This window comes from Paraburkholderia sp. EG286A (assembly GCF_040965375.1).
In the GTDB taxonomy this organism is placed as follows: Bacteria; Pseudomonadota; Gammaproteobacteria; order Burkholderiales; family Burkholderiaceae; genus Paraburkholderia.
Genome location: NZ_JBFRCB010000011.1, coordinates 165721 through 182445 on the forward strand (window position 1 = coordinate 165721; position 16725 = coordinate 182445).

Sequence of the window (16725 nt, forward strand, 5' to 3'; positions counted from 1 at the left end):
GCTCCCTGGATGGACGAACGATCAAAAGAGGCTACCACCCAGGCATGCGAGGTTTAAATATTGAATGCTGATAAACATTCCATTTGCACATGACATGCGGCGAGATGCAGCGCGCCGAAAAAGGAAAGTCCGAATCGTTCTTTGCCGGCGCGCGGCCGCTCACCGATACTCGAATTTCCGGCGCGCGTTTGCGCCCCACGTGCCCCTTCGCAGGACATTCCCATGAGCGAACCCGCGCTGCACGACCGTCATGCGCACACCACACTGCGCCTAATCGGCCCCGACCCGGAAGATTGGGTCGTCAACCGTGACGGCATCGATCACAACGTGGTCGTCGTGGGCGGCGGCCAGAGCGGCACGGCCTTCGCGTTCGGCTTGCGGCGCGCGGGGATCGGCAAGGTCAGCGTGATCGACGGCGCGGCTGGCGCGCCGCAGGCCGGCGTGTGGACCACGCGCGCGCGCATGCAGCGGCTGCGCACGCCCAAGACGCTGGCGGGGCCGGAAGCAGGGTTGCCCGCGCTGAGCTTCCAGGCGTGGTACGAAGCGCGTCACGGCGAGGCCGCGTACGCCGAATTCGAACGCATTGGCCGCGAGGATTGGGCCGAGTATCTCGCGTGGTATCGGGAATTCCTCGGCATTGCGGTTCGTTACGGCACGACGCTCACGCGCGTCGAACCCATTGGCACGCACTTCAGGCTACATCTGGACGTTCGTCACGGCGACGATGTCGTGCGGCGTGTGGAAACGGCGCGCAAGGTGATACTCGCAAACGGCGTGGCGGGCAATGGCAAGCCCAACGTCGCCGCGCCGCTGGCCGTGCTGCCGCGCACGCACCTCGCGCATACGTCCGATGCGATCGATTTCGCCGCATTGCGCGGCAAGTCTGTCGCGGTGGTGGGGGGCGCGGCTTCGGCGTTCGACGCTGCGGCGACGGCGCTCGAAGCGGGCGCTGCCGATGTGCATCTCTTCGTGCGTCGCGCGCTGTTGCCAAGCCTTCCTGTGACGCGCGCCCGTGCGTATCCAGGAGCTTACGACAACTATCCCGCGCTGCCCGACGCGCTGCGCTGGCGCCTGGCACTGCGCTTTCGGCGCGCGGGATCGACGCCGCCCGCCGACGCAGTCTCACGCGCCACGCGCTTCCCGAACTTCCATCTGCATCTGGACGCCGTGTGGCAACGCGCGACGGTGGAGGGCACGCGCGTAGCGGCGCGGGTGAACGACGCAACGTTCGCATTCGATTTCGTGATTGCCGGAACAGGTTACGCCGTCGATCTGCACGCGCGGCCCGAGCTTGCCGACCTGGCCGATCACGTGCTGCTCTGGCGCGATCATTACACGCCGGCGCCGCACGAGCAGGACGAGGCGCTCGGCGCGCATCCTTACCTCGGCGCGGCGCTCGAATACCTGGAGAAGACGCCCGGCGCCGCGCCGTTCCTGCGCAATGTTCACGTCTTCAATCCGGCCGCGTTCGTGAGCCGCGGGCTGCCCGTTGGCGACGTGCCGAGCATGAAGCGCGATATCCCCGCCGTGATCCGGCGCATCAGCGAGGATCTGTTTCTCGACGATATCGAGGCGCATGAGGCGCGGATGAGCGCCGTGGTGGCCGCCGATTTCGAGCCGTCGCTGTATGTGGACAGTGTGTACAGTGAAGAGCGCGTCGAGCCGGAGCAATCGCGGTAACGGCCAGGCTCACGCGCCGATCGCAACCGCACGCTTTTGCGCGAAGTCCCAGCGCTCGGCGTGCGCCGTCTCCACCGGGGCCGGCAGCAGATGCGCGTTGAAGAACGTGTCGGCAGATTTTCTGCTGCTCGCCGAAAACCGGGGCGCTGACCTCGCGCACGAGATAGCTTCGGCGCGCGTTGGCGCGCGCGATGGTGGGCGCATCGAGTCCCCAGACCGGCGCGAGCAGCCGCGCGGCGTCCAGCGGCGCGCTGCGCACCCATTGGCCGGCGTCGCGCAACTGCGCATAGACCACGGCGATCACGTCGGGCCGCGCCTGCGCGAAACGCGTGGAGGCGAGATAGTAGCGCTGGTAGGTGGCGAGCCCCTTGCCGTCGGCGAGCACGCGCACATCGGGCTGCTGGTCGACCGAGGCCACATACGGGTCCCACGTCACCCACGCGTCGACGCTGCCGTTCTCGAAAGCGGCGCTCCCGTCTGCAGGCGTGAGGTAATGGATGCGCACCGCTTCGGCGGGCACGTTCGCCTGCGCGAGTGCAGCCAGCAGCAGATAGTGGCTGCCGGCCGCTTTCGTCACGGCGATGTCCCTGTTGCGCAGGTCGGCGAGCGTGCGCAGCGCACCCGCGCGCTTGACGATGATGGCCTGCGCGCCGGGCGAGGGCGCTTCCTGGGCGACGTAGACGAAGCGCGCATGTGCGGCCTGCGCGAAGATCGGCACGGTGTCGGCAACATCGGCGCTGAAATCCACGGCTTGCGCATTGAGCGCTTCGGTGAGCGGCAGGCCGCTCGCGAACTCGCTCCAGCTCACGCTCACGCCGAGCGGCGCGAGCGCGGCTTCGAGCTTGCCTTGCGCCTTGAGCACAGTGATCAGCGTAGACGACTTCTGATAGCCGATACGCAGCGTGGAAGCCGGTGCGGCAAAAGCGAGGCCCGTGGTCGCCGCGACGCCGAGAATCGATCCATGAATGAGCAGGCGGCGGCGGGAGGGAGAGAACATGGCGGATCCAGCGGATTCAGTTGACGAATCGAAAATGCTGGATGACCTTCGCGCACAACGCAACGAAGCGATTCTGCTAAGGATTCGCGCGGGAGCGCTTTAGCCGGGTGAACGCGCAATATCAGCGGCGTGATTCGCCTTAATGCGTTTTCACGGCTTTGATATCAGCAGATATTGGATTGGCCGTGACGCACGTGGCGTTAGTATGGATGCCCGATCATTTCCGTCCTTTGACGTTCTCACGCGATGTCCCGTTCTTTCCCACGTTTTGGCATCTGGGCGCTCGTGCACGGAAGCCGCGCGGCGCTGCAAGACCCCGATGAACCCTACGATGCCTCGTGGGCCCGCAACAAGGCGCTCGTGCTCGAAGCCGAGCGGCTTGGCTACGACTCGGTGCTCGTGGCGCAGCATACGGTCAATCCGCACGATCCCGCGCTCGACCAGCTCGAGGCGTGGACCGCATCAGCCGCGCTGGCGGCGCTCACCTCGCGCATCGAGATCATCGCCGCGATCAAGCCGTTTCTCTACCATCCGGTCGTGCTCGCGAAAATGGCGCAGCAGATCGAGCACATCAGCGGCGGCCGCTTTGCAATCAACCTCGTGAACGCATGGAATCGGCCTGAATTCGAACGCGCCGGCATTGCGTTTCCCGAGCACGACGATCGCTATCACTACGGCTGCGAATGGATCTCGGTGGTTGACGCGTTGCTGCGCGGCGAGCGTGTGACCCATCACGGCGACCATTTCCACATCGACGACTATCGGCTGCTTCCGGCCGATCCGTACCGTGCGCGTCCGCGCATCTACGTGGGTGGCGAGTCTGAACCGGCGCGCTCACTTGTTGCCGCGCACGGCGATACTTGGTTCATCAACGGGCAGCCGCTCGACGACGTGGCGGCCCTGATCGCCGACGTGTCGGCACGCGCGCGGCCCGCCGGCCACGAAGCGTTGCGTTTTGGCCTCTCCGCGTTCGTGATCGCACGTGAAACGCAGGCGGAAGCCGAGGCCCATCTCGAGCATCTCTTCGCTCTGGCCGAACTCGACAAGCCGCTTCGCGAGCGCCAGAAGGCCAACATCGACCCGAACGCCGAAATGTTCAAGACCTTCGCCCGCTCGGCGCGCGTGGGTTCCAATGGCGGTACGGCCGCCGGCCTCGTCGGCGACTACGATACGGTCGCGCGTCGCGTCGCGGCCTTTCACCGGGCGGGCGTCGAGCTATTCATGCTCCAGTTCCAGCCGTTCGAAGACGATATGCGGCGCTTCGCGCAGGAGATCGTCCCGCGCGTGCGCCGCGAACTCGCAGTGTGAAGCGGGTAGCGGCGGGCGCGATCAGAAGAACGCGCCCGTTGGCGGAAGCTGGCCAGTCAGCAGGTTCTGGCCGAGCAGGCGCTCCTTGTAGAGGCGCGGATTGTGCGAGGCGATGACCTTGATGTTGCGCCAGTGCCTGTCCAGCGCGCCCACGCTCGACACCACGGAGCCGGAGCCGAGGTCGATGAGCCAGCTCGCGACTTGCGGCGCGAGATCGTCGATCACGACCTTGGCCTCCGAAGCCGCGAGCGTCGCGGCGAGCGTGGCGGCGTATTCCTCGTTCGTGCCTTCGCTATCCAACGCGCGTTGCAGCGCATGCACGGCGCGGTCGGCGCTCGCCTCGATGCTCGCCGCGTAGGCGCGAATCCGGCCCAGCAGGGCCTGTAGCGCCGGTTCGTCGGCGGGATGCGCCGCCCCGCCGTGGTAGAAGTTGCGCTTGCGTCCTCGCAGCACCTCGACCGCATCGAGCACCACGCGCCGAACGATGCCGGCAATGCAGTTGGTCAGGTAGATCTGGTGGAAGGTGAAGCCCCACGGCGCGGCTTCGGGCGCCTTCGGCAGGTCGGGCGCATAGACATGCTCGACCTTTACTGCGACGTCGCGGAATCGCGCGGTGCCGGAGCCCGTCAGGCGCTGCCCGAAACCCAGCCAGTCGTCCTCGTCGTTCACACCTTCGCCGCGTTCGAGCACGTATTGCACAGTTGTGTTCGCACGGCTTTCCACAGCGACACCGATGAATGCATCGTTGTACAGATTACCTGTCGCGTAGACCTTGTCGCCCGAACCCAGATACACCTGTTTGCGCTCGTCCCATTCCAGGCGGCTCAACACGCGGCTCGGCCGCGCGCCGGCCGCCGTCGCGTCGCTTTCGACGAAACTGGGCCCGATCGTCTTGCGCTGGCGCACGAGGTCGAGCACGTGCGCATGGAACGGTAGGGCGCGTTGCTTGAGCGCGGCTTCCACTTGCCAGAAGTGATTGCGCAAGGCGTGGGCGATGTTCGAATCGGCCGCGGCGACGTCACGCGCCACGGCGAAGAGTTCGCTCAACGACAGACCGCGGCCGCCGTCATCGGCGGGCAGGCGCAACGCGCCGAAGCCGAGCGACTTCAGCGTGGCGATCTCTTCGTGCGGCAGACGCTGCTCGCGCTCGCGCTGCGCCGCCGTCGCGGCGATCCCGCTTATCGCTTCGGAGAACCCGAGCGCGGCGGACAGGGGCGAGACGAGCGCGATCCGGCCGGGCTGGAGGGTGGAGGTTTCAGACATGCGCATTCCCGTTCATGGTGCGTCACACCTTGACGCTGTAATCGGCGACCTTGATGGGCGCGTTGATGATCTTGCGTTGCGCGAGCCAGTCCGCCGCGCGCTGGAACTGCGCCATGAAGGCCGCGTCGTCCGGTTCGTGAAACTGGTTCACGCGCTTCAGGCTCGTCAGATAGTCGCGCACCTGGTCCGGATACTTCGCTTCCCTCTGTACGAGCAGTTCCGATTCGGCGGCATGCGCCGACTGCCAGGCGCCTTCCACGTAATACGCGTCGAGCACGGCGCGCACCAGCTCCGAACTTTCTTCGGAGAACTTGCGACGCGTCACGAGCGAGCTGTAGTCGATGAGGAAGTCGAGGTCGCGCCCCTCGTTGAAAATGTCCTTGGCGTCATTCGAATAGCGCGAGATATCCACGGCAGGCGACCACATCGCCCACGCATCGATCCTGCCTTGCGCAAATGCAGGTGCCGCGTCGGGTGGATTGAGATAGACGAACTCGACCTTGTCGCGGTCGATATGATGCTTCTCCAGCGCCGCGATGAGCAGGAACTCGCCGAGCCCCGAGCGGTTCACCGCGACCTTGCGCCCGGCGAGGTCGGCAACCGAGTTGATGCCGCTCGACTTCTTCACGATGATGGCCGTGGACCGCGGCGAATAGACGTCGAAGCCGGCGAAGACGATGGGCGAGCCGGCCAGCATGGCGGCGAGCGCGGGCGTGGTGGAGCCCCAGAAGCCGAAGTCCGCGCTACCGCCAACAACAGCCTGGATCGAGGGCGCATGGTTCGGGAACGGACCGACCCATTCGACCTTGATGTTCTTCGCGGCGAGCGTCTTCTCGAACACGCCGCGCTGCCTGGCGATGTCGGGCAGGGCGCCGTAACCCCAGCCAATGCGGACCGTGTCGGTGTTGCGCGTGAGCTTGCGGGGCGGCTCGGCCGCCTGCGCGGAAAGAAGAGGCGCGGCTGCGGCGCCGGCAAGCAAACCTCCCGCCGCGAGCAGAAGCTGGCGGCGAGTCAGTGAAACATCGTTCATTCGTGGCGGTTCCTTCTGTAGAGAGCGGAGCGGATCAGTGCGACCGAACGCCCAGTCCCTCGAGCAGCGTGAGCCGCAATGCCTGCGGCGTGCGGTCTTTGGTGTGAAACGAAGCCGCGATGCGCCCGGCGCGCATGACGAGTATCCGGTCCGCGAGCGCGAGCGCCTCGTCGACGTCGTGGGTCACGAGCAGCACGCCCGGCGCGTGGCGCGCGACCAGCTCCTTCACGAGCCCGTGCATCTTGATGCGCGTGAGCGCGTCGAGCGCGGCGAACGGTTCATCGAGCAACAGCAGCGCGGGGTCGCGCACGAGCGCCCGCGCGAGCGCCACGCGCTGCGCCTGACCGCCGGACAGATTGCGCGGCCAGTCGTCCTCGCGGCCTGACAAGCCGACTTCGGCCAGTGCCCGGGTGGCACCGGTGCGCCCGACGCTCGACTCGTTGCCGAGCGCGACGTTCTCCCACAAGGTGGCCCAAGGCAGCAGACGATGCTCCTGAAACACCACGGAGGGCCGCTCTGGCGCGCGAATTTGCCCGGCATCCGGTTTGTCGAGCCCTGCGAGCGCTCGCAGCAGCGTGGTCTTGCCGCAGCCGCTTTCGCCGAGCAGCGCGACGAATTCGCCTTTGCGGATATCGAGGTCGAGTGCGTCGATGACGACGCGCTCGCCATAACGGCGTTGCAGGCCGCGCACCGATACAGCGGACGGCGGCGCGGCGGCTTCGTTTGCGGCACGATGCGCGCCATTCGCAGGAAGGGACAACGCGACGGTGGAGCCCATTATTTCGCCCCCTTCGCGTAGTTCGCGTGCCACGAGAGGAAGCGGGCTTCGAGCGAGCGAACCAGCGCGTCCGCGGCAACGCCGATGATCGCGTAAATAATCATGGTCAACAGGATGACGTTGGTTTGCAGGAATTCGCGGGCGTCCATGGCGAGAAAGCCGATGCCCTTGGTCGTCGCGAGCGTTTCGGCGATCACGAGGGCGAGCCACGCGTGCGCCAGCGCGTAACGCACGCCGGTGAGGATCGAAGGCATGGCGCCAGGCAGGATGATCCGGCGCACCACGGCAGGCCAGTTCAACCCGATCACCTTGGCCAGTTCCATCAGCTTGGGATCGATCTGACGAATGCCGAGCATCGTGTTGATGTAGACGGGAAACAGCACGGCGAGCGCGACCAGAAAAATCTTCGCGACTTCGCCCACGCCGAACCACACGATGACGAGCGGCAGCATGGCGAGAAAGGGAATCGCGCGCACCATCTGGATCGACCGGTCGATGAGCGCCTGCGCGAGCCGGGAAAAACCCACCAGTACGCCAAGCACGAGGCCGATCGTGCCGCCGATCAGAAGTCCTGTTACGGCACGCAGCAGCGAGACGCCGAGGTGCACGAACAGGTCGCCGTTGCGGGCAAGATCCCACGCTGTCGCGGCGACGCTGCTCGGCGCCGGTAGCACTTGCGGCGCGATCCAGCCCACGCGCGCCGCGAGTTCCCAGACTACGACGATCAGCGCGGGGATCGCCCACGAGAGCCCGAAGTAAAAGCGGTCCGTCGAAAGCCGCGAGCCGCCGGCGCGCGAAGGCAGTCCATAGCGGTTTGAAGAGGAGGTGACGTCAGCCATGTCGGTTCCGTAATTGCGGTGAAGTCCGGGCGATGGACGCCCGTTCAGGGAGCGGTCGACGAGAACTGTTTGTCGAAGCTCGGCGCAACGTCGAGGCGTGTTTTGATGACGTCCGCGCGCAGGTAGAGATCGGCGGTGCGCTGCTGCTCGGCGATCACGCTGTTGTCAATCGGCACGGGATGCAGTTGCGCGCGCTGATAGACGGTTTTGAGCACGTCGGCGGGCAGGCCCGTCACGCGCGACTGGATCGCCGCGACTTCGTCAGGATGCGAGAGCGCCCAGCGCTGGCCGGCCGCCACGCGACGCAGGAAGTCGGCGAGTTCGGCGTGCTTGTCGCGGATCGCCGTATCGGTGGCGGCCTCGAAGCTCAAGCCCGACGAAACACCTACGCCGTTCGCGATGCTGCGCGTATGCTGGCGCGCTTCGGTGAGCGCCACGTAAGGGTCCCATGTGGACCAGGCGTCCACGCTTCCGGTGGCGAGCGCGGCCTGGGCGTCGACGGGCTGCATGTACGACAAGGTCACGTCGGTGAGCTTGAGGTTCGCATGCTCGAGCGTGGCCACGGCGAGATAGTGTCCGATAGAGCCGCGCGTGGTGGCGATCCGCTTGCCCTTGAGGTCAGCGGCGTTGCGGATGGGCGAGGTTTCGGGCACGACGATCGCGAGATCGACAGGCGTTGAGCGTGCGGCCGATACGGCGCGGATTTTCGCGCCTGCCGAGTACGCGAAGATGAGCGGGGCGTCGCCCAGACCGCCTACGTCGATCGCGCCCGCATTGAGCGCTTCGCCAAGCGGCTGCGCGGCGGGAAAATTGAACCATTCGATCAGGTAGGGCACATCCTTTAGCTGGCCCGACGCTTCGAGTATGCCGCGCGTCTGGAGCTGCTGGTCGCCGACCTTGAGCGTGGCGGCGGATGCGGCCAGCGGCAACGTTGCAGCAATAGCGACAAGAAAGCGGACATAAGCGCGGCGCATGAAAGATTCCCTGGGTAATGCGTGTGACGAAGAGAGCACGATACGGAGCGCTCCCGTATAAGGCAAACGCATTGTTCTTCTAAGGAAATATGCAGATCGCAAATGCGACGCCGCTTGAACGAAGCGCTGCAACGACGCTAAGCTACGCGATCAATACACCGGGACCATCATGACACTCGACGAGATCGAAGCCTTCGTCGCCGTGGTACGCAGCGAGTCGCTGAGCCACGCGGCCGAACGGCTCGAACTGACGCAGCCCGCCGTGACTCGCCGCATCCAGAATTTCGAGGAAGCATTGGGCGTGGCGCTGCTCGATCGCAACACCAAGCCCATGCGCACGACGCCGATGGGCCGCGCCGTGTACGACCAGTGCCGCGCCATCGTGCGAGAGATCGACGCTCTGCAGCAGCTCGTGAACGACGGGGCGCCGCTTGCGGGCGTGCTGCGTGTGGGCGTGGCGCAAACCGTTGCGGACATCGCGATGCTCGACGCGCTGCAATCGCTGCGTCACGCGCATCCCGGGTTGCAGGCGCGCGTGTCCACGGGATGGGGCGCACCGCTGCTGCAAAAAGTGGAGGACGGTGAACTCGACGCGGCCGTCGTGCTGTTGCCCGCGAACCGCGCGTTGTCCGAAACGCTGGTGGCGGAATCGCTCAGCTCGCTCAAGCTCGCCGTGGTCGCGCAAAAGGGGCTGCTGAAGCGCCGCGCCTGGACGCTCGCCGAATGCCAGTCGTACGGCTGGGTGCTCAATCCGGACGGTTGCGGCTTTCGTGCCGGCCTGCAGCATGCGCTCGCCGCGCAAGGCCACGCACTCAAACTGAATTTCGAAACGCTCGGCACCGAGTTGCAGCTCGGGCTCGTCGCGGACGGCGTGGGCCTCGGCGTCGTGCCGTATCCGCTCGTCGTGGCGAGCGCGCACGCCGATTTGCTGGACATCGTGCAGGTGAGCGACTTCAAGCCCGAAATCACGGTACGGATCGTCCGCTCACGCGCCATTGGCAAGATGGAATCCGCTATCGCGGTGCTGGCGCAAAGCATTGCGCAAAGCTTCAAGTCGGCGAAGCTTGCACGCGCGGCGTGAGCGGCGGTAGCGCCTGCGGCGGGCGGCAGCGGCTATGCGGTCGGGTCGACGGCGCGAATCTTATGAGGTCTCGCGGTCTCGTCCCGAGAAAAACTGATCGTCGGGCACGACATTGAGCGCGATCGTCAGACGGTTCGCGTAATTGAAGAAAGCGGATATTTCGAGGATCTCGACGACCGCCTCACGCGTGAAGCCGAGGTCGTGGAGCCGCTGCAAAGCGCTGTCGTCGACAAGGCCGGGTTCGCGCGTGAGCTGCTCCGCAATCCCGGCGAGCGCCGCCTCCTTCGGATCCAGCCGCACGTGATGCCATCCCTGCGCGATGCGCTGTGCGCGCACGGTGTCGCCGAGCGCAGTCGCGAGCGACTGGGTGTGGTTGAACACGCAATAGCTGCAGGTGTTCGCCGCGGAAGTGACGACTGCGATCAGTTCTCGCTCGGCGGCCGTCAGGCGGCTGCGATGCGGGTCGAACAGATGTTCGTAGAACGCCACGAGCCGCGACGCCGTGTCGGGGTTGACGGCCAGTGCGGCCAGCCAGTTTGGCACGAAGCCGTATTGGCGCCGAAATCGCTCGAAGAGCTCGGCAGCGTGCGGCGGCAGCGCCGATTCTTCGGGCAGGCCAAGCCGGGAGACGGGCTCGTGTGCGATGTCGTGACCGGCAACGAAATCCGCCCGACGCGACGCGATATCGATAGTAGATGCAGCAGTAGACATAAAGGGACTCCTTATGTTTGGCGTGCGAACCGAAAATCTTCAAAGAATCGTTGAGATGTGCGCTATGCGGTTTGACCGAGGACGCCCAGCCATAGCTGGCCGATCAACTCGTGCGTTGCATCGGCGTTGGGCGGATGGAACGCGCCGGCGCGCACGTCGCGGAAAAGCCTTTCGAGTTCTTGCCGGCGCGAGAGCGAACCCGCGCCGCTCACCTGCAACGCGAGATTGACCACACGCAGCGCGCCATCGACGGCGTGCTGCTTGGCCGCAAGGAGTTGCGCGAGCCACAGTTCACCAGGTGCGTAGCCGTCCCACCAGCGCTGTGCGGTGCGCTCGAGCAGCGCCTCGATGCTCTCCAGTTCGATCGCGGCTTGCGCGACGTGGGCCTGCGTGAGCGGCTTGAACGCATACGTCTGGCCGCCCAGCGCGAGAGAACGCCGCGATCGCGCCGCTTCCAGCGCCAGGTCGAAAGCGCGCTTTGCAATGCCGTAATACACCGCGCCAAGGCCTGGTAGTACCGCGCCAAGAATGCCGTCGACGAAAGGATCGTCGGGCGGCCCCGCGGGCAACACGCGGGTGACGTGCTCGGGCTGCGCAACGACGCCTTCGAGCCATGTGTCGTGACTGCTCGTCGCACGCAATCCGAGCGCGTCCCACGTGGGCTCGGTGCGATGGCCCGGCGCGTCGCGGCGAATGAAGGCGTGCACGATGCGCGGATTGGCCGGATCGCTGTCGTCGCGTCCATGCACGCCGAGCCAGTCCCATGCGGGGGCGAGCGACGTGAAGATCTTGTGGCCCTCGAAGCGCCAGGCGCCGCCGGGTAGCGGCGTCGCGCGCACTGTCGAGTCCGCGAGGCCTGCATCGTTGCCGGGCTCGCCATGACCTGCGGCGAACACCTTGCCCGCGCCGATCTCGCGCAGAATCCAGTCGGCCGAATGATCGCCGCGCCGCCACAGATGCAAGGCGGCGCCTGCCCAGTAGAGATGCATGTTGAGAGCGAGCGCCGTGGCGGGCGCCCGGGAGGCGAGCCTGACCTGTTCGCGCAATAGCGCCGGCAGCGTGAAACCAAGGCCGCCGAACTGGCGCGGCACGCTTGCACGCAGGAAGCCTGATGCGTGGAGGTCAGCCAGATCCTCTGCGAAGAACGCGTTCTCGCGGTCGTACTGCGCTGCGCGGGCACCGATGCGCTCCAGCAGTGATTCGGTGAGCAGTGGCGACCCCGCTTGCGGGGTGAGCGAAGATTGCGGCGCTTGATGTTCCAGTACGGTACTCAAGACGTTACCTCCTGCATGGGGCGCGAGCGCGGGTCACGTCACCGTGTGGCGGAAGTGGCCGCGGCCGCAGCGATCCAGATACGGTTGAGAGTTCGCGCTTCACGACTGCGGGAGCGCGCGGGCGGTGCAATCCGCTTGGCCCATTATGGTTTGGGATGGGAGCCGTGACCAATATCAAATCGAGATTTGCATATCGAAAGCGGATAATACGGATACCGAATCATATCCATCACATTTCCGCTTCGTTCGATGCCGCGGAAGGTGCGCGATGAAGGGGCGTGTGTTCGCGCCGCGATCAATGCACGTAGCCGCCCTTCACGTAACGCACCGGCTCAGCGTCGATGCGCAGCAGTAGCGACGTTAGCGCGTCGGACCGCCCGCGGCTCACGCGCCCGCCGCGCTCTCCGCGTTCTGCGCCCGCGCCAGCGGCTGTGCAGAGCAGCGCCGCGTTGGCCCATGTGGGGTCGCCCGGCTTGGCTTCGGCGCGCAGCCAGCCGTCGCGATCGGCGATCAGTTGCGAGCCCGCGAAGGCTTGCGCATTCACGCCCGCTATGCCCGCGAACGCAGTCCACGCACCGGGCGAGACAGCCACGCACGAGGCGTCGCCGTTCGCGGCCCAGCGCGCGGTTTCGGACGCAGCGGGCAACGCGCCGTCGCGGAACAGCAGCAGCGTTTGCCAGCGCGGATCTTCGAGAGGCGACCCGCGCCCATCGACGGCCACGGCCCTCACGCGTTGCCCTGCGCGCCAACTGGCCAGCGGCACGGCCGGCGCGTCGCCGCAACGCACGTCTAGCGCAGGCAGCGCGACAGGCACCGGCCAGCCTTCGCCGTCCTGCGCGCCGCCGCCCGCGGCCAGCACCTTCAGGTAATCGAGAATGGCCCACGTTTGCGCATCGGACAGGCGTCCTTCGAATCCGGGCATCGATTGCGCGCCGTCGCGTGCGTGCATGCCATGCAGCAGGCGCCAGAACAATTCCCCGTCCAGACGATGACCGAGCAGCGGACCCACGACGGTCGGCGGCCAGCGCACGAGCGTGGCGGCGCGCGGGCCGTCACCGCGGCCCGTGTCGCCGTGGCAGGCCGCGCACTCGTGCGCATAGTGTGCAGCGCCACGCGCGATCGCATCGACCGAGAAGGGTGTGGTCTGGAAGCTGGTGGGCACGGCGTCGGCGAGCCACAGCGAGGTGTCGGGCCACGGCGCGAACCAGGCGGCGAGTGCGGCCGCGGCGAACAGCGCGATGCGCCGCCCACGCCAGAACAGGCCAGCGACCGCGAGCAGTAGTGCGCCGCCGGTGGCGGCGAGCGCGAGTGCGAGCTGGCGCGCGACGCCCGCGTCGATCAGCAGAACCTCTACGGTGAGCCGTTTCGGCCACGGCCACGCGGGCTGGCCGTGGCTGTCGCCGGCGATGCCGAGCGCGTGCGCCACACTGCCGAGTGCGACCTGCGCCGCCTGCAGCGCGCCGAGAAACGGGTTGAGCCAGGCGTTGCCGGAGAGCAGCGCGCTCATCGCCGCGCGTAGGATGAAGCGTGCCGCATCATTCGTCTTCCTTACCAGTTAGCGTCGAGGCCGAGATGCTGCAAGGCTTCGCGGCGCAGCGCGGCGAAGGCCGGGTCGCCGCGATGGCGCGGATAGGGCAGATTGACATGCAACTCGGCCGCGACGCGCGCGGGCCGCGGGCTGAACACAATTACACGCTGGGCGAGAAAGAGCGCCTCTTCCACATCATGGGTGACGAGCAGCGCTGAGAAACGGTCGCGCTGCCAGAGATCCACGAGTTCGCTCTGCATTGCCAGACGTGTGAGCGAGTCGAGCTTGCCGAGCGGCTCGTCGAGCACGAGCAGGCGTGGATCGTTGACGAGCGCGCGGGCCAGCGCCACACGCTGCGACATGCCGCCCGAAAGCTGGTGCGGAAAGGCATCCGCGAATTCGGTGAGGCCAACGCGTTCGAGTTCGACATCGACACGCTTGCGCTCCTGCTTGATCACGCCGCGCGCCTGCAGCCCGAGCGCGACGTTCGCGCGCACGCGCCGCCATGGGAAGAGCGTCGGGTCCTGGAACACCACGACGCGCGAGGGATCGGGCCGCTCGATCGGCGCGCCGTCTTGCAGGAGCCTGCCCTGCGTCGCCGGTTCGAGCCCCGCGACGAGACGCAGCAGCGTGGACTTTCCACACCCGCTTGGGCCCAGCAGCGCGACGAATTCGCCCGGCGCGACCGAGAGCGTCACGTCGTCGAGCACCGCGAGCGGGCCCTTGGGCGTGTCGAAGCGGTGGCTCACCTGCTCGACAGTGATCTGCGCGCCCCGGATGGCCGGCTCGGGCGCAATCGAGGGCGTGGCGTGGGACACGGCGGCATTTACCATTTGACGGTTCCTTTCTGCCAGACGAGCGTGCGATCGCGCACGAGGAAGAGCAGGGTGATGAGGCTCGAGAACAGGACAGCCATCACGAGCAGCGCGGCGTACATGTTCGAGTACGACGCCCACCCCTGCGCCCATGTGAGGTACCAGCCGAGGCCGGATTTCACGCCCATCATCTCTGCTGTCACGAGCACCGTGAACGAGGCGCTCAGGCCCATGAAGAGGCCGACGAAGACCTGCGGCAGCGCAGCCGGAATGGCGACGCGCAGCACGAGGAACCGCTGGCTTGCCCCGAGCGTGCGCGCCACGTCGTAATACGCCTTGTTCACGCTCGCAACTCCCGACCACGTGAGCACGGTCACGGGGAACGCGGTGGCGAGCGCGATCAGGAAGATGGCGGCGGAACGGCTCGACGGGAAGATATAGAACGCGAGCGGCAGCAGCGCCGTGGCGGGCACGGGGCCGAGCACGCGCATGACGGGGTGCACCCAGTAGCCCACGGCGCGCGACCAGCCGATCGATACGCCGATGAGGAATCCGGCCACGCCGCCGTAGAGAAAGCCTATGGCGAGCAGGCCGATCGAATGGACCACGCAATCGGCGAGGCGCGCCCAGTCGTCGCGATAGACCTCGACGAGCGCCTGCGGCGGTGCGAAGAACGGCGTAGGCAGCATCGCGGTCTTCGCCGTGAGGATCTCCCAGAGCGTGAACGCAACGGGCAACGCGATCAGCCACGGTCCCGCTTTTCTCGAGCCGCGCAGCGCGGGCCGCAGTCGCTCGCTGCTGCGTTCGAGAGCGGGCAGCACGAGCGCGAGCAGCGCGAGCCATGCCGCGATCGCCCAGGCGGCCGCGCCCAGTTCGGCGGTATAGGCCCAGTCGGAAAAACCGGTGATGCGGTTCGGCCACAGGCGCGTGACGCCGCCAAACACGGCCCATGCCGCCGCCACCGCGAGGCCGGTGTACCACACGGTTGGCTGCCCCGAAGAACGGCGGCCCCGCAGGTCGACATTCGCGAAAGGTTGGCCTGCCCCGTCACTGGCCTCCAGTGCGTCGCTGGCGCCGGCGCGGGCCAGCGCAGCCTGTTCGAGCGTCGTCATCGCGTCACCCCAGTACGTTGGTGTAGACAGCCGCGGCGAAGCGCTGCGGGTCGGTGGTGGGTTTGAGCACGCCGGCGCGCTTGAAGTCTTCTGCGAAGTAAGCGATCTCCTGCTGGAGATCGACGTTGGTCGGATGGTGATCGTAGGTGAGCGACGAATAGAGCTTTACAAGGTCATCCTCGGCGAACTTCGGCGTGTACTTCGCGAACGATTTCGCCGCTTCCCGCGGATTTTCGCGCGAGAAGTCGGTGGCCTGGATCAGCGCACGCGCAAGCGCCGCAGCGGTCGGGCGATCGCTGCGCAGGAGCGAGCCCCGTGCGGCGATCACGCAGCAGACCTTGTGCGCGTATTCGTCGGAAAGATTGCTGGCGAGATGCGTGTAAGCGCCCGGACGTTGCCGCTCCAGCAGATAGAGATTCGGGTCGCCGTCGGCGATGGCCTGGATCTCGCCCTTTTGCACGGCGACATCGAGCAGGTCCGCGGGATACTGGCGCCAGCTCACATCGCGGTCCGGGTCGATGCCGTGCTTGAGCAGCAGGATGGCGAAGAAGTTCTTGCCGGGAGAAGCGAGGTCGCTCACCCCCACGGTCTTGCCTTTGAGCGCCGCGAGCGACGTCACGCCGGCCGCGCTCGAGCCGATCAGGCGCACGCATCCGCCGTGCACGCTGCTGATGATCTTCACATCAAACCCTGCTTCCAGCGGTTTGAGCCAGCGGTGGATCATGCCAACCGCAGCGTCGGCCTTGCCGGTGGAAAGCGTTTGCAGCAACTGGTCGTTCGAGCCGGCGTAGCTCACGAGATTGACCTTCAGTCCGTTCTTTTCGAAGAACCCCTGCTCCTGCGCGACGGCGACGGGCGTGAGGCAAAAGCCGTTCGGCGCCCACGCGAAGGTGAACGGCTTGAGCGCCGGCGCCGACCATGCCTTGCGGCCGAGCGTCAGAACCGGCGCGCTCAGCGCGGTCGCGCCGGCGGCACGCAGCCATTTGCGGCGTTGCCCGTTTGGGGCGGGCGGGGTGAGGCTGGAACCGTGCAATGCGGCCATGAATCGGTCTCCGTGCGGATCGAAGTGAAGAGGCGCTTGAGTTGAGAGCGGTCTGCATACGTGCGCACGCGTCGCCGCTAATTTGATCGTATGTAAACCTAATTAAATAGCGTAAGTATGGGAAAACGACATCGAATGTCAGCGTAATGCCGAATCTGGCTAGCCGCGAAATAATGAATTGCGCAAACCATATGCTGTCGTTCGTCATCGGACGTTCCAGCGTGAATATTCCCGCCCATGCAGGCAAAGTGCATCGTGATGACGAAGTGATGCCCGTGCTGATTTGCTAACGC

The 16725-nt window shown here is 66.3% G+C and carries 14 protein-coding genes and 1 pseudogene; 3 read left to right on the forward strand and 12 right to left on the reverse strand.

From position 1 onward, the window contains the following. Positions 1–222 precede the first annotated feature (222 nt). The gene (locus AB4Y35_RS37145) at positions 223–1680 is read left to right on the forward strand and encodes an NAD(P)-binding domain-containing protein (protein ID WP_368708348.1); all 1458 of its coding nucleotides are present in this window, start codon (positions 223–225) and stop codon (positions 1678–1680) included. Positions 1681–1689: 9 nt separating this feature from the next. Here AB4Y35_RS37145 and AB4Y35_RS37150 read toward each other — a convergent pair. Then, positions 1690–2677 (reverse strand): annotated as a pseudogene (locus tag AB4Y35_RS37150) (aliphatic sulfonate ABC transporter substrate-binding protein). Positions 2678–2923: 246 nt separating this feature from the next. Between AB4Y35_RS37150 and AB4Y35_RS37155 the strand changes: the two are divergent. Next, positions 2924–3985 carry an LLM class flavin-dependent oxidoreductase gene (locus tag AB4Y35_RS37155; RefSeq protein ID WP_368708349.1) on the forward strand — a complete coding sequence of 354 codons (1062 nt, stop codon included), beginning with the start codon at positions 2924–2926 and terminating at the stop codon, positions 3983–3985. Positions 3986–4006: 21 nt separating this feature from the next. Here the strand turns inward: AB4Y35_RS37155 and AB4Y35_RS37160 are convergent, their stop codons facing one another. Genes AB4Y35_RS37160 through AB4Y35_RS37180 form a run of 5 tightly spaced genes read right to left on the reverse strand, consistent with a single transcriptional unit; the run spans position 4007 to position 8869 of the window. Then, complete coding sequence (locus tag AB4Y35_RS37160; RefSeq protein WP_368708350.1) at positions 4007–5248, reverse strand: acyl-CoA dehydrogenase family protein; 1242 nt, start codon at positions 5246–5248, stop codon at positions 4007–4009. A 22-nt stretch (positions 5249–5270) separates the two neighbouring features. After that, entirely contained in the window at positions 5271–6278 is a 1008-nt protein-coding gene (locus tag AB4Y35_RS37165; protein ID WP_368708351.1) for an NrtA/SsuA/CpmA family ABC transporter substrate-binding protein, read from the reverse strand. Between the two features lie 34 nt (positions 6279–6312). After that, a complete protein-coding gene (locus AB4Y35_RS37170; protein WP_368708352.1) occupies positions 6313–7056 on the reverse strand; it encodes an ABC transporter ATP-binding protein in 744 nt (247 codons plus the stop codon). Beyond that, a complete protein-coding gene (locus AB4Y35_RS37175; protein WP_368708353.1) occupies positions 7056–7895 on the reverse strand; it encodes an ABC transporter permease subunit in 840 nt (279 codons plus the stop codon). The genes AB4Y35_RS37170 and AB4Y35_RS37175 overlap by 1 nt, the downstream gene beginning before the upstream one ends. Positions 7896–7939: 44 nt before the next feature. Continuing rightward, positions 7940–8869: an ABC transporter substrate-binding protein gene (locus AB4Y35_RS37180; RefSeq protein WP_368708354.1), complete on the reverse strand. Its 930-nt coding sequence runs from the start codon at positions 8867–8869 to the stop codon at positions 7940–7942. 169 nt (positions 8870–9038) lie between these two features. Here AB4Y35_RS37180 and AB4Y35_RS37185 point away from each other — a divergent pair, with 169 nt between their 5' ends. Then, the gene (locus tag AB4Y35_RS37185) at positions 9039–9950 is read left to right on the forward strand and encodes a LysR family transcriptional regulator (protein ID WP_368708355.1); all 912 of its coding nucleotides are present in this window, start codon (positions 9039–9041) and stop codon (positions 9948–9950) included. Between the two features lie 60 nt (positions 9951–10010). Here AB4Y35_RS37185 and AB4Y35_RS37190 read toward each other — a convergent pair whose 3' ends face one another. From AB4Y35_RS37190 to AB4Y35_RS37215, 6 genes are all read right to left on the reverse strand, one after another. Beyond that, on the reverse strand, positions 10011–10661 hold the full coding sequence (locus AB4Y35_RS37190) for a peroxidase-related enzyme (RefSeq protein WP_368708356.1): 651 nt from the start codon (positions 10659–10661) through the stop codon (positions 10011–10013). A 62-nt stretch (positions 10662–10723) separates the two neighbouring features. Then, entirely contained in the window at positions 10724–11935 is a 1212-nt protein-coding gene (locus AB4Y35_RS37195; protein ID WP_368708357.1) for an acyl-CoA dehydrogenase family protein, read from the reverse strand. 295 nt (positions 11936–12230) lie between these two features. Beyond that, complete coding sequence (locus AB4Y35_RS37200) at positions 12231–13442, reverse strand: cytochrome c (protein ID WP_368708358.1); 1212 nt, start codon at positions 13440–13442, stop codon at positions 12231–12233. Between the two features lie 41 nt (positions 13443–13483). Continuing rightward, entirely contained in the window at positions 13484–14296 is an 813-nt protein-coding gene (locus tag AB4Y35_RS37205) for an ABC transporter ATP-binding protein (protein ID WP_368708359.1), read from the reverse strand. Then, on the reverse strand, positions 14290–15390 hold the full coding sequence (locus AB4Y35_RS37210; protein WP_368708360.1) for an ABC transporter permease: 1101 nt from the start codon (positions 15388–15390) through the stop codon (positions 14290–14292). The genes AB4Y35_RS37205 and AB4Y35_RS37210 overlap by 7 nt, the downstream gene beginning before the upstream one ends. A 4-nt stretch (positions 15391–15394) precedes the next feature. Continuing rightward, positions 15395–16432: an ABC transporter substrate-binding protein gene (locus tag AB4Y35_RS37215; protein WP_069266828.1), complete on the reverse strand. Its 1038-nt coding sequence runs from the start codon at positions 16430–16432 to the stop codon at positions 15395–15397. Positions 16433–16725: the final 293 nt, after the last annotated feature.

Bases quoted from the DNA above. Each gene is read 5' to 3' on its own strand.
- AB4Y35_RS37215 (WP_069266828.1), bottom strand. From the start codon at position 16,432: ATGGCCGCATTGCACGGTTCCAGCCTCACCCCGCCCGCCCCAAACGGG.
- AB4Y35_RS37165 (WP_368708351.1), bottom strand. From the start codon at position 6,278: ATGAACGATGTTTCACTGACTCGCCGCCAGCTTCTGCTCGCGGCGGGA.
- AB4Y35_RS37210 (WP_368708360.1), bottom strand. From the start codon at position 15,390: ATGACGACGCTCGAACAGGCTGCGCTGGCCCGCGCCGGCGCCAGCGAC.
- AB4Y35_RS37185 (WP_368708355.1), top strand. From the start codon at position 9,039: ATGACACTCGACGAGATCGAAGCCTTCGTCGCCGTGGTACGCAGCGAG.
- AB4Y35_RS37160 (WP_368708350.1), bottom strand. From the start codon at position 5,248: ATGTCTGAAACCTCCACCCTCCAGCCCGGCCGGATCGCGCTCGTCTCG.
- AB4Y35_RS37175 (WP_368708353.1), bottom strand. From the start codon at position 7,895: ATGGCTGACGTCACCTCCTCTTCAAACCGCTATGGACTGCCTTCGCGC.
- AB4Y35_RS37190 (WP_368708356.1), bottom strand. From the start codon at position 10,661: ATGTCTACTGCTGCATCTACTATCGATATCGCGTCGCGTCGGGCGGAT.
- AB4Y35_RS37200 (WP_368708358.1), bottom strand. From the start codon at position 13,442: ATGAGCGCGCTGCTCTCCGGCAACGCCTGGCTCAACCCGTTTCTCGGC.
- AB4Y35_RS37170 (WP_368708352.1), bottom strand. From the start codon at position 7,056: ATGGGCTCCACCGTCGCGTTGTCCCTTCCTGCGAATGGCGCGCATCGT.
- AB4Y35_RS37155 (WP_368708349.1), top strand. From the start codon at position 2,924: ATGTCCCGTTCTTTCCCACGTTTTGGCATCTGGGCGCTCGTGCACGGA.
- AB4Y35_RS37205 (WP_368708359.1), bottom strand. From the start codon at position 14,296: ATGGTAAATGCCGCCGTGTCCCACGCCACGCCCTCGATTGCGCCCGAG.
- AB4Y35_RS37145 (WP_368708348.1), top strand. From the start codon at position 223: ATGAGCGAACCCGCGCTGCACGACCGTCATGCGCACACCACACTGCGC.
- AB4Y35_RS37180 (WP_368708354.1), bottom strand. From the start codon at position 8,869: ATGCGCCGCGCTTATGTCCGCTTTCTTGTCGCTATTGCTGCAACGTTG.